A 10971-nucleotide genomic window follows, 5' to 3' on the forward strand; every position below is an offset into this window, starting at 1 on the left:
TGGCGTGTCTGCTTCCTGAATCCGGAGCCTTGCCCCCGCCGCCGGAGCGGGGGGTCAGGCTGGCTGTGCCCGGGGGCTAAAGCCTGACTTCGCCTTTGGCAATTCAGTCGGCGGTGCGGCGCGCTACTTGCGGAACTCCACCTTGGTGCTGCCGCTGACCATTTCGGCGAGCCGCGCGGCATCCCAGTTGGTCAGCCTGACGCAGCCGTGGCTCTCGGTGCGGCCGATGGTCTCGGGCACGGGGGTACCGTGGATGCCGTAATGGTCCTTGGTCAGGTCGATCCATACCACGCCGACCGGGCCATTCGGCCCCGGCGGCAGGCGTTGTTTTTCCGCGCTGTCAGGCACGTCCCAGAACAGTTCGGGATCGAAGGCGAAGGGCGGGTTATATGCGACGCCTTTCACCTTCCAGTCGCCAATCGGCAGCGGGTCATACTGCGATCCGGTGGTGACGGTGAACATCGCCACCAGCTTGTCGTCATCGTCATAGGCCTTCAGCCAGCCTTCGGACTCGTCGACCACGATCCGCGCCACATCGGGCTGGTCCGTGCCGACGCCGAGCGAGTGCAGCGTGGCGAGCCAGTCCTTGTTCTCGACCTGCGTGGCATCAATCGCGTCGGCCCCGACATTGGGGACGCGAAGCTGCTGTCCCGGTGTGTAGCGCGCCACGCCGGGGTTGAGCTCCGCCAGCACTCCCGGCGAGGTATGGAAGCGCTCGGCCAGCTTCTCGGCCATGCCTTCGTAGCCGAGCCGGGTCATCTTCGCCTGCTCGGCCATGCCTTTGGGCAGGGCGGTGAACGGCGTTTCGCCCCAGGACGCCGGGATCGTCACCATGCGGGTCGCCGGAATATTGTCCCATTGCGCCAGCGCCTCACGGGTTGCCGGGTCAAGCTCTCCGGTCACGGGCAGGTCGCGCGATTCCTGAAACCCCTCGAGCGCGTTGGTGAAGGACAGGCCCGCCTTGCCGTCGATGATGCCGGGGCCGAAGCCCAGCCGCTCCATCACGACCTGCGCCTGCATCAGCGGGCGCGCCTTATCTTCGGGGCTGCCGTTCGTCGCCTTCTGACCGGGAGCAGGATCGCGCGACGCCATGGCATCGGCCCCGCCGTCACCTTCCGCCGCCGCGCGCGGTGCGGGTTCCGAGCCGGGTGACGTGCCGGCATCGCAGCCACCCAGCGCCAACAGACACAGCGGGAGCGCGGCGGACATAAACTTCAGGTGCATGGAAAATCCTTGTGCGGGATATGGTCGGAGCAAGCGCGCGGTCAGAACGGCAGCTCGACCGCGAAGTCGATCGGCTTGAAGGTACCCCCGTTGGAGGCATAGGCCGAACAGGCGGTCAGGCCGACCACCAGATCCATCTCTGCCCGGAACCGGATCAGGTCACCCGGCTTCGTTCCGGGCGGCAGCACCGCCAGCGTGTCATCGGGCGCGATCGGCACGTTCATGAAGATATTGAACGCTGCCGGGATATGGTCCGGCTCCAGCCCGTGAGGCGCCAGCGCCTCGGCCAGATTGCCGAAGCACCCCCGGTGAAGGGGCTTGTCGGGATAGAAGTGCCGGAAGGTGTCATAGGAACACGGCGTCAGCAGGAAATCATGATGCGGTGCGGTGTCTTCGATGATGGTCAGCATCACCCGCGAACGGTTGGACCACAGCCGCGCCCCGCGTGTCAGACGCAGCGTTTCCTCGTAATCGAAGGTTCGCCCGTTGGAGAGGACCTCCGCCGGATCGTCTGCCGAAATGGCGAGCATATCGCTGACCTGCCCCCCTTCAGGGTCGATCACGGTCAGCAAAGCGCCGCGCGGCAATTTCACGGCGACGCCGCTGCGCGGCGCGATCCGTTGGGTCATGGCTGGCCCTCGGACGGTGCGAAAGGGCACACCCAGTCGCTCCCGACTGCGCGACCGCTATACTGGCGCGCCTCGCTCTGATCGCCGTGGCGGGCGATCATCGGATTGGGGGTGCCATCGAACTCGGCATCGCGGGTCAGGATCACCTCGCGCATCCGCTCGTAACGCTGCGAGGTCCGAAGCTGCGCGAACTGGTCGTGAAGGTTGAACACGATGGTCGGCATGGGCGCCTGCCGCGCACGGCGCGAGGCTTGCGGGTGGAGCCCCACGGCGAAATAGGCGCGCCCGCCGAAGCTGAGGGCGAAATCGGGATTGCGCGGATCTGTGCTGAATCCTTCCGCCGGGTCGAAGCCTTGCGCGCGGTCGATCGCCGTGAGCGCGGACAGCCGCTCCCACAAGGCCGCCTCGAAGCCCGCCTCATCAAGATCGAGCGGCGCGGCAAACACCACCGCGAGACTGCGGAAAGTGACTTCGCGGCGATGCATAGCGCTCCACTGAGCGATCATGTCATGCAGGCGAAGATCGTCAGCCGGGCTGGTGATCGTGGCTGCGGTTTCGATCCGCAGTCCATCCTGCGCGAGCGCTGCCTTCGCCCCCACACAGGGGAAATCCTGCTCCTCGATCAGGTCAAGCAGGCCTGCTTGCAGACGCTCTTGCACAGGCTGTGGCAGGGCGCGGCCAGCAGGCACGGATGGGGCGCCGGCAAGCGGGCAAGTTGCTAAAGATTTCCGCGCGTGTCCGGCGGAAGCGATATTCTCGTCAATGGTACTCATCCCCCGACCCTATGGGAGATCCGGGGATGAAAACTTCAAATACCAGCCTAGCCTGGGTTAGGCAGGGGGTGGGTGTTTGCGCGTCTAACCGCCCGTCGCGGCGGCATAACGGGCCGAAACCTTGCCCCAATCGACCACCTGCCACCACCCGTCGAGGTAATCCGCGCGGCGGTTCTGGTGCTTGAGGTAATAGGCGTGTTCCCACACGTCATTGCCGAGCACGGGGGTGCCCTTGACCTCGGCAACATCCATCAGCGGATTGTCCTGATTGGGGGTCGAGGTGATCGCCAGCTTGCCGTCCGCGCCGACGATCAGCCACACCCAGCCTGATCCGAAGCGGGCGGTGCCAGCCGCCTTGAACGCGGCCTTGAACTTGTCGACCGAGCCGAACTGCGCGGTGATCGCGGCCTCCAGCGCCGGCGACATCGCGCCCACCTGGGCAACTGGCGCCATCGTTTCCCAGAAGAAGGTGTGGTTCCAGTGTCCGCCCGCATTGTTGCGGATTGCAGCAGGCAGCGTGCCCGCGCGCGCGACAAGTTCCTCAAGCCCCATTCCGGCCAGCGCCGGATCGGCAGCGACCGCCTTGTTCAAGTTGTCGACATAGGCCTGATGGTGCTTGCCGTGGTGGATGCGCATCGTTTCGGCATCGATCACCGGTTCGAGCGCTTCGGGCGCATAGGGCAGCGGGGCGAGGGTGAAGGCGGCAGGGGCCGGAGTCGTTGCCGCCGTCTGGGCAAGCGCCGTGTTGGCGAGCGGTACGGCGATAGCAGCGCAGGCGGCAAGCGCGAGGGGCAGGGCGAAGGCACGCTTCATCGGAATTCTCCTAAGGCAAAGGCGGGACGGCGCGGCGCAATATGGCGCGCGGAATGGAACAGAGCTTTCACGCTTTACAGGCCCAAGCGGCAGCAGCGCGCAAATTCGACAAGCCGCCCCGGTGACAAGGCGAGTGGCTCGCGCCGTCGTCTGCACAGGATCTGCACCAAAAGCACGCGGCATCAGGATTGGTGCCCCCATCGCTTGCGCACGCGGGGTTGCGAGGGAGACGGCAACAACCGGAGAAACCCTATGTCGCGTGCTCTGACACTACATTCCCGATCCCGCTTCAGCTTCGTCATCAAGCTCGCTGCCGCCGCAGTGCTGCTGACGCTCGGCGATCTGCTGCTTTACGGCTTTGAGGGCGGTTCGATCATCGGTGCCTTCGCGCTGGCGTGGCTGCTGGTGATGGTGCTCACCCGCCCCGCCGTCCGCCGCACCCGCGCAGGCTGGGCGGCGATTGCCTGCGCCGCGCTTTATGCGCTGGTTCTGATCCTCGAGCCGGGGCCATTGGTGGCGATGCTGTTCCTGATCGCCATCGGCAGCGCCGCACTGCTGGTGCGCCATGTGTTCGATAATGCCGGGCTTTGGTCGCTGCGGCTGGCCATGCTCGGCATCCGGGCGCCCTTCGGCCCTCCGGGTGATCTGTGGCGCGCGGCGAGCCTGCCGGGCCGCAGCGGGGTTTCCACCGCCAGCGCGATCTTGATGAACCTCGTCCTGCCATTGGGCGGCGGAGCGGTGTTCCTTGCGCTGTTCGCCAGCGCCAACCCGGTGCTGGGTCAGGCGCTCGATGGAGTAAGCCTGCCCGATCTTTCCACGCTGACCGGTCACGTGATGCTGCTGATCGCCATCCTCGGCTTCACCTGGCCGACCTTGCGCCCGCGCGCCATCCGCTTTGCCGGTGGGCGATGGAGCATTGCACCGCGCCTTCCCGAACCGCCGGTGACGATGATGGTCATCACTCTGGGCGTGTTCAACGCGGTCTTCGCGCTGGAGAATGTGCTCGATATCACCTTCCTGTGGAGCGGCGCGCCTCTGCCGGGTGACATCACCATGGCCGATTACGCCCACCGCGGGGCCTACACCCTGATCGCGACCGCACTGCTTGCCGGGCTGTTCGTGCTGGTCGCATTGCGTCCCGGCGCGCCCTCTGCGCAGAACCCGCTGCTGCGCCGGCTGTTGCTGGTGTGGATCGGGCAGAACCTGCTGCTGGTCGCATCCAGCATGCTGCGCCTTGTCGACTATATCGAGGCCTATTCGCTCACCGAGCTGCGGATTTCCGCGCTGGCTTGGATGGTGCTGGTTGCCACCGGGCTGGTGCTGGTGTGCTGGCGCTTCCTCGGCAATCGCAGCGCGGGCTGGCTGATCAATGCCAATGCGCTGGCGGCGGGGATCGTGCTGACGGCAGCGAGCATGGTCGATCTGGGCGCAACCGCGGCGCGCTGGAATGTCGACCACCTGCGCGATCCCTCGCGGCTCGACATGTGTTACCTTGAGCGGCTGGACAGTGCCGCGCTGATCCCGCTGATCGAACTGCGCGATGCGCCGGTGGGCGCGGAGCTTCAGGATCAGGCGGTGTTCCTCAGCCAGCAGGCCTACGACCAGCTCGTCCAGCGTCAGGCCGATTGGCAGGAATGGACTTTGCGCGGCGCAATCCGCCTCGCGCAGGCCGAAGCGATGCTGGCGGGCGATACCCGCAAACCCGCCAAGGCTCCGTATGGACGCGGCTGCGGCGGGGATATTGCCCCGCCGCCCGCGCCGCCCATCGCCTATCCCGAAACCGACGATGCCGCATTGACGCCGGACGAAAACCCGTGATCTTGCAAGTCATGGCCCGCACCATCCTTGTCGTCGATGATGATCCGCACATCCGCCAGCTGCTCGTCTTCGCGCTGGGCAAGGCGGGGCTGGCGGCGATCGAGGCGGGTGACGGGGAGGAAGCGGTGGCGCGCATCGCCGCTGACGCGCCCGATCTGGTGATCCTCGATATCAATATGCCGCGCATGGACGGGCTGGAGGTGTGCCGCCGGGTGCGCGCCACCAGCGCCGTGCCGATCCTGTTCCTGTCATCACGCGATGACGAGATCGACCGGGTGCTGGGGATCGAGCTGGGGGGCGACGACTATGTCGTGAAGCCCTTCTCCCCGCGCGAGGTGGTCGCCCGCACGCAGGCGATCCTGCGCCGCGCTGCCGGTGGCTCGCCTGCGCCTGTGGCGGCGGGGGAGGCCGCGATCATCACTCACGGCTGCCTGAGCCTTGACAGCGATAGCTGGCGGGCCAGCTGGGACGGCGCGGAGGTGGCGCTGACCGTCACCGAGTTCACCATGCTCAAAACCCTCGCCGCGCGGCCGGGCAAGGTGTTCACCCGCGATGCGATCATCGACCGGCTGCACGGCCCTGGCTTTGCCGTGACCGACCGCACCATCGACAGCCACATCCGCAACATCCGCGCCAAATTCGCCAGCCTTGGCGCAGGCGACACGCTGATCGAGACCCGCGCCGGGATCGGCTACGCGCTCGGCCCCTGCACCCGCGCATGATCGCAGCGGCGAAGGAATGGCTGAAAGCGCGCTGGCCGCGCCTGCGGCTGCGCAGCATCGTCTTCGCCACGCTGTTCACCGTTGCCGCTCTGCCGGGGATCGCGGCGATGTTCCTGCGGGTCTACGAGAACACGCTGGTCCGCCAGACCGAGGCGGAACTCGTCGCACAAGGCGCGGCGCTGGCGGCGGCAGCGGCGGCACAGTGGCCGGACGCAGGGCCGCCAGCGATGCCCGATCCGCGCGATCTGCGGCCAGAGGTGCCGACTATCGATCTCAGCAGCACGCCGATCCTTGCCGAGCGGCCCGAACCAATCGCCGTCAACGCACTGCCCGATCCGCAAGCTGTGGCGGCGACGCTTCGGCTTGCGCCGATTGCCGCCAGCACACGTCAGGTGACGCTGTCCTCGATCATCCTGCTCGACAGGCAGGGGCTGATTGCTTCGTTAAAGAACGGACAAAGCCTCGCCAGCCTGCCCGAAGTCCGCGCCGCACTGGCGGGGGAGCCGCAGACCGTGCTGCGCCGCAATGGCGATTACCGCGCGACCTATGACCTCGAATGGCTCAGCCGTGCAGCGGCTTTGCGGGTACATCATGCGCGACCCATCGTGGTGGATGGCGAGGTGGTGGGCGTGCTGCTGCTGTCCCGCTCGGCCCGCGCGCTGTTCAAGGGGCTCTATGCCGACCGCGGCAAGATCGCGCTGGGGATCGTGGCGATCTTTGGCCTGCTGATCGTGATGAGCGGGGTGCTGTCGCGCGGGATCGTGCGCCCCATCGAGGCGCTGGCGCGGGCGAGCCGGGCTCTGGCATCGGGGCGGCAGGACTTTCCCGAACCGCCGCGCACCGCTGCCAGCGAGATTCAGGACCTCTACGCCGACTTCGCGCGCATGGCCGAGGCGATCGAGCGCCGTTCGCGTTATCTGCGCGATTTCGCCCATGCGGTGAGCCACGAGTTCAAGACCCCGCTGTCGGGCATTCGCGGGACGCTGGAGATTCTGGCCGACCACGGCGAGACCATGGCACCCGACGAGCGCCGCCGCTTTCTCGCCAATGCCGATGCCGATGCGGCGCGGCTGACGATGCTGACCGCGCGCCTGCTGGAACTGGCGCGCGCCGATCTGGGGGGCAATGACCCCAGTGAGCGCGCCGACCTGGCAGACGTGCTGCGGCGGCGCGCCGATGCCTGCGGGGCGGGGTTCGAAGTTGCGGTCAATCTGCCCGCCGACCTGCCGCCGCTGGCGCTTCCCGAAGCCTCGCTTGATGCGATTGCCGGGGCGCTGATCGACAACAGCCGGCAGGCGGGGGCAAGCCGCATCGCGTTCTCGGCACAGATAGGGGCGGGGATTATGCGGGTCGCGGTGGCGGATAACGGCCCCGGCATCGCCGAAGCCGACCGCGCGCGGGTGTTCGAACCTTTCTTCACCACCCGCCGCGCCACCGGGGGAAGCGGGCTGGGCCTGCCGATCGTGCTGTCGCTGGTCGAAGCGGCAGGCGGAAGCCTGCGGCTTGAGGACGCAGGAGAGGGCGCGCGCTTCGCTCTCGAACTGCCGTTAGCCGGCCGTCACCATGACATAGCGGCGCGCGACCCAGCCTGACAGACATACCCCTTCATAAGGCCGCGGCGGGCCGTCGGCTGCGCTGGAGACGCCGCAATCCTCCGGCCCCGCGCCGCCGAAGGGTTCGGGATAGATGACGCCGATCCATTGCCCGTCCGCGCTTTCGCGGCACAGCATCAGCGCGCGCCCGGGTTTCAGCCGGTCAAGCTCGCGCGCCTTGCGGCTGGGCGCGGCGCGCACCGCGACATAACCATCACCCCCTTTGCGCAAGGGAATGATCGCGCCCATGCTGGGGCAGGCGTCGAGATCGCCATAGCCGCCGACCATGACAGGGCGTGCGGCTGGCGCCTCGGCGCGCACCGGCAAGGCCAGAGCCATCGCCATGCAGGCAAGAAGGGAAGATCGGTGCATCGCCGTGGTGTCTACCGTGTGATGCCTACCCCTTGCAATCGCCGGTGCGTTCGCTGGTGATGGTCATTTCCATACTGGCCTTGCCGCCGGGCAGCTTGTCGTCGGTCACCAGGCCCGCGAGAGTCATGGTGATCTTCTCGGCGGTGTAGGTGCCGTTCATCTCCATCTTCGGCGCGCCGAAGCTGCCGCTGCCCGAACAGACCATGATGCCCGACATCGTGCCGCCGCCTTGCTTGAACTCCTCCATCTTGCAGTCGCCCTGCTGCATGGAGCTCGACACCTCGCGCACGCCGAGCTTGGCCTGCACCGGGTCCATACAGGCCTCGATGGTCTGTGCCTGACCGAGCATCGCCTTGGCGCGGTCGGCCACTTCGGGCGATGCGCCGGGAATGTCGAACTTGGTCATCGCCATCGTGCTTTTCCAATTGCCGGGGTTAAGCTCCCCGTCGGCTTGCCCGCAGGCGGCGAGCACTGCGATCAAAGGAAGCGTGGCCAGGACGTGTTTCATAGGGATTTCCTTTCGAGTTTCGGGCCTCAGTCGAGGCAAGCGCAGGGGATGTAGCCGGGGGTGAAATTCACCGAGATGCCGCCGGGGGCATAGGTGCCACCGCCGGCATATTTCTCGGTCAGGGTATGGCGGTGGCTGGCGCAGTATTTCGCCCCGCGCGAGAGGATTGCGACATCGGTGGAGCGCTCGATCGGCACGCTGGTCAACTCGTTGACCTCGATTTTCCAGGTGGTGCCGACTGCGACTGCCTTGACGGGCGTCAGCTCCTCCCAGTCCCAGTAGCGCCTGATCTGGTCGAGCGCGCGTGCCTCTGTCGCAGCCGTCCCCGCACCGCCGCGCCCGGGGCCGCACACGGCGGGATTGTTCGCCTTGAAGATCCCCGCCGGAACGGTGAGGTTGAAGTTGCCAGCGGCGACCGGGCCTGCGGTCAGCTTCCCGTGATTTTCGGTGTTGGTGAACGGAATGACCTCCATCATCACGCTGTGCCGGCCCGGGGTCAGCAGTCCGGCCGCCGTCGCGCGCGACAGCATTTCCAGAAACGCATCCGTCCCTGGCGTCACCTGCGCATTGCCGGGATTGACGAACTGGCCGCGCCACGTGGTCCAGGTCTCGTGGTCCTTCCTCCCGCCCCAGGGGAAGATCGTTGTGTCGAAGGTTTGCCGGCCCACCGTGAAGCGGGCGACATAATGGACCCCGTCGGCGTAAACCTCTTGTGCGGATACATTATTCTTGAGCGCGAGGGCGTTGGCTGCCGACCGCTCTGTAAACACGCGGAAGAACATCGGCTGGCCCAGCGTGAAGTCGGCTGCAATGTCGGCCTCGGTGATGGCGCCGATGCCGAGATCCTTGCGGGTGAAGACGATCTGGCTCTGGTGCGCGGCGTGGACCGGGTTGTGCACGCCCTGATCGGGAAACGTGCCGCCGCCCGCTGCTGCGGCAAGTGCCTTTGCCGGGCTCGGCGCAGGGAGCGGTCGGCGCGTCGGGCGCTCGGGCGTCGGGGTGCTGGTGGTCGCGGGCGCGCGCGGCTGCCGCACCGCCTGCTCGAACCGCTTGAAGGGATCAGGCTGTGCCATGGCCGCGCCGGTCAGCGCTGTGGCACCAAGTGCAGCCAGCACGATCAATTCTTTTCGCATCATGTCCCTCCTCGTCAGATCCGTAAAGCCATGCTGCCGCGCCCTGGTGAGGGTTGCCATCCCCCCATCTGGCGGGAGTGAGGCGCGGGCCTGTCTGTGGTTTGTTCGCCGCTGAACTCATGCGGAAGGTGGACGAATGAGGCTCTGGAACAGCGTTTTCGGCGGCCGCGCCCCGCCAGTGCAAGCCGCGCCTGCGCCCGATCAGGCCGAGCAGCTTTTCGAACGCGCGCTCGGACATGATCCCGCCAACGCCCATCGCCGTGCGCGGCGCTGTGCTGCGCTGCGGCTGGTGCTGGCGGGCGAGACCGCCAAGGCGCGCGAGGCGTGGCTGGCGATCGCGCGTGCCTTCCCCGCGGATCTGCCCGATGCGCTGGTGCAGGTCGGCGTGTGCCACTGCCTCGAGCGCGATTACCGCGCCGCGCTGGAGAATTTCGAGGCGGCGATCAGGGTCGGTGCCGATGCGCGCGCGCTGGACGGCAGGATTGCCGACACGCGGCGCAGGATGCGCGGGACCTGAGTGGAATTTCTGGCAGGGATTTGGCGCAGGTTGATGCGCGCAATGGGATGGACCATGCTGAAAGCGGCAGGCACGACGAGCGAGACAATGGAACAACACGAGCAGGATCCGGCCCCGGAGGCACCCAAGGGCACCGCCCGCGTCATCATCATCGAGGATGACGAGCGGCTGCGCGCCTATGCGCTGAGCGCGCTCGCCGCCGCGCCCGAGATCGAGGTGGTCGGCGATGCGGGCAGCCTTGCCGAAGGCCTCCCGCTGGTCGACCTGATGCCCGATCTGGCGCTGCTCGATCTTGGCCTGCCCGATGGCAGCGGCATCACCGTGATCGAGGCGATCCGTGCCAGGGTGCCCGGCTGCAAGGTGCTGGTCTTCACCGTGTTCGAGGACCGTGCGAGCGTGCTCGGCACATTGAAGGCCGGGGCCGATGGCTACATCCTCAAGGACACCACCGCCGACATGGTGCTCGCCCATGTGCGCGCCACGCTGGCGGGCGAGACCCCGATCAGCGCGCGGGCGGCGGGGCACCTGCTCAGCCTCGTCCGCGACGAGCCGGTGGCCGAAACCGCGGAGCCCGACGCCCCGCACCTGTCCCCGCGCGAACGCGAGCTGCTGGAGTATCTGGCGCGCGGATTGAGCCGCAAGGAAGCGGCGCGGATCATGAACCTTTCGCCCTATACGGTCGCCGAATATGTGCAGGGCATCTACCGCAAACTGCACGTCAAATCGCGCGGCGAGGCGGTGTTCGAGGCGATCCAGGCCAAGCTGATCCGCATCGACCGCGAATAGGCGTTTCAGGCCCACCCCCCTCCTCTGTGGGGATATGAAGTTCTGGCCCGCGGGCCGATTGCGACATGGAATTCAACACCCTGG

The 10971-nt window shown here is 67.1% G+C and carries 12 protein-coding genes; 5 read left to right on the top strand and 7 right to left on the bottom strand.

Annotation, left to right across the window (positions count from 1 at the left end; genetic code table 11):
• Positions 1-123: 123 nt before the first annotated feature.
• The 4 genes from KVF90_RS07280 to KVF90_RS07295 all read right to left on the bottom strand — a co-directional run bounded on the left by KVF90_RS07280 (position 124) and on the right by KVF90_RS07295 (position 3439).
• Complete coding sequence (locus tag KVF90_RS07280; protein WP_264394182.1) at positions 124-1224, bottom strand: L,D-transpeptidase family protein; 1101 nt, start codon at positions 1222-1224, stop codon at positions 124-126.
• Positions 1225-1265: 41 nt separating this feature from the next.
• Positions 1266-1853: an urea carboxylase-associated family protein gene (locus KVF90_RS07285; protein WP_264394183.1), complete on the bottom strand. Its 588-nt coding sequence runs from the start codon at positions 1851-1853 to the stop codon at positions 1266-1268.
• Entirely contained in the window at positions 1850-2542 is a 693-nt protein-coding gene (gene gntA, locus KVF90_RS07290) for a guanitoxin biosynthesis heme-dependent pre-guanitoxin N-hydroxylase GntA (protein ID WP_264394184.1), read from the bottom strand. The genes KVF90_RS07285 and gntA overlap by 4 nt, the downstream gene beginning before the upstream one ends.
• A 168-nt stretch (positions 2543-2710) precedes the next feature.
• On the bottom strand, positions 2711-3439 hold the full coding sequence (locus KVF90_RS07295) for a superoxide dismutase (protein ID WP_264394185.1): 729 nt from the start codon (positions 3437-3439) through the stop codon (positions 2711-2713).
• 252 nt (positions 3440-3691) lie between these two features.
• Here KVF90_RS07295 and KVF90_RS07300 point away from each other — a divergent pair, with 252 nt between their 5' ends.
• Genes KVF90_RS07300 through KVF90_RS07310 form a run of 3 tightly spaced genes read left to right on the top strand, consistent with a single transcriptional unit; the run spans position 3692 to position 7571 of the window.
• Complete coding sequence (locus KVF90_RS07300) at positions 3692-5257, top strand: DUF4173 domain-containing protein (RefSeq protein WP_264394186.1); 1566 nt, start codon at positions 3692-3694, stop codon at positions 5255-5257.
• Positions 5254-5979, top strand: a complete 726-nt coding sequence (locus KVF90_RS07305; protein ID WP_264394187.1) for a response regulator transcription factor — start codon at positions 5254-5256, stop codon at positions 5977-5979. Before KVF90_RS07300 ends, KVF90_RS07305 begins: the two co-directional genes overlap by 4 nt.
• On the top strand, positions 5976-7571 hold the full coding sequence (locus tag KVF90_RS07310; RefSeq protein ID WP_264394188.1) for a sensor histidine kinase: 1596 nt from the start codon (positions 5976-5978) through the stop codon (positions 7569-7571). The genes KVF90_RS07305 and KVF90_RS07310 overlap by 4 nt, the downstream gene beginning before the upstream one ends.
• On the opposite strand, the gene KVF90_RS07315 is transcribed toward KVF90_RS07310, so the two are convergent.
• From KVF90_RS07315 to KVF90_RS07325, 3 genes are read right to left on the bottom strand one after another with little or no spacing between them, the layout of a single operon-like run.
• Positions 7527-7943 carry a hypothetical protein gene (locus KVF90_RS07315; protein ID WP_264394189.1) on the bottom strand — a complete coding sequence of 139 codons (417 nt, stop codon included), beginning with the start codon at positions 7941-7943 and terminating at the stop codon, positions 7527-7529. The genes KVF90_RS07310 and KVF90_RS07315 overlap by 45 nt on opposite strands.
• 25 nt (positions 7944-7968) lie before the next feature.
• Positions 7969-8451, bottom strand: a complete 483-nt coding sequence (locus KVF90_RS07320) for a DUF3617 domain-containing protein (RefSeq protein ID WP_264394190.1) — start codon at positions 8449-8451, stop codon at positions 7969-7971.
• A 26-nt stretch (positions 8452-8477) separates the two neighbouring features.
• Positions 8478-9587 carry a hypothetical protein gene (locus tag KVF90_RS07325; RefSeq protein WP_264394191.1) on the bottom strand — a complete coding sequence of 370 codons (1110 nt, stop codon included), beginning with the start codon at positions 9585-9587 and terminating at the stop codon, positions 8478-8480.
• A 133-nt stretch (positions 9588-9720) separates the two neighbouring features.
• Between KVF90_RS07325 and KVF90_RS07330 the strand changes: the two genes are divergently transcribed.
• Positions 9721-10101: a tetratricopeptide repeat protein gene (locus KVF90_RS07330; protein ID WP_264394192.1), complete on the top strand. Its 381-nt coding sequence runs from the start codon at positions 9721-9723 to the stop codon at positions 10099-10101.
• Positions 10102-10155: 54 nt separating this feature from the next.
• A complete protein-coding gene (locus KVF90_RS07335) occupies positions 10156-10887 on the top strand; it encodes a response regulator (protein WP_264394193.1) in 732 nt (243 codons plus the stop codon).
• Positions 10888-10971 lie beyond the last annotated feature (84 nt).

This window comes from Porphyrobacter sp. ULC335 (assembly GCF_025917005.1).
GTDB lineage: Bacteria > Pseudomonadota > Alphaproteobacteria > Sphingomonadales > Sphingomonadaceae > Erythrobacter.

Bases quoted from the DNA above. Each gene is read 5' to 3' on its own strand.
- KVF90_RS07280 (WP_264394182.1), bottom strand. From the start codon at position 1,224: ATGCACCTGAAGTTTATGTCCGCCGCGCTCCCGCTGTGTCTGTTGGCG.
- KVF90_RS07285 (WP_264394183.1), bottom strand. From the start codon at position 1,853: ATGACCCAACGGATCGCGCCGCGCAGCGGCGTCGCCGTGAAATTGCCG.
- KVF90_RS07295 (WP_264394185.1), bottom strand. From the start codon at position 3,439: ATGAAGCGTGCCTTCGCCCTGCCCCTCGCGCTTGCCGCCTGCGCTGCT.
- KVF90_RS07300 (WP_264394186.1), top strand. From the start codon at position 3,692: ATGTCGCGTGCTCTGACACTACATTCCCGATCCCGCTTCAGCTTCGTC.
- KVF90_RS07310 (WP_264394188.1), top strand. From the start codon at position 5,976: ATGATCGCAGCGGCGAAGGAATGGCTGAAAGCGCGCTGGCCGCGCCTG.
- KVF90_RS07315 (WP_264394189.1), bottom strand. From the start codon at position 7,943: ATGCACCGATCTTCCCTTCTTGCCTGCATGGCGATGGCTCTGGCCTTG.
- KVF90_RS07320 (WP_264394190.1), bottom strand. From the start codon at position 8,451: ATGAAACACGTCCTGGCCACGCTTCCTTTGATCGCAGTGCTCGCCGCC.
- KVF90_RS07325 (WP_264394191.1), bottom strand. From the start codon at position 9,587: ATGATGCGAAAAGAATTGATCGTGCTGGCTGCACTTGGTGCCACAGCG.
- KVF90_RS07330 (WP_264394192.1), top strand. From the start codon at position 9,721: ATGAGGCTCTGGAACAGCGTTTTCGGCGGCCGCGCCCCGCCAGTGCAA.
- KVF90_RS07335 (WP_264394193.1), top strand. From the start codon at position 10,156: ATGCTGAAAGCGGCAGGCACGACGAGCGAGACAATGGAACAACACGAG.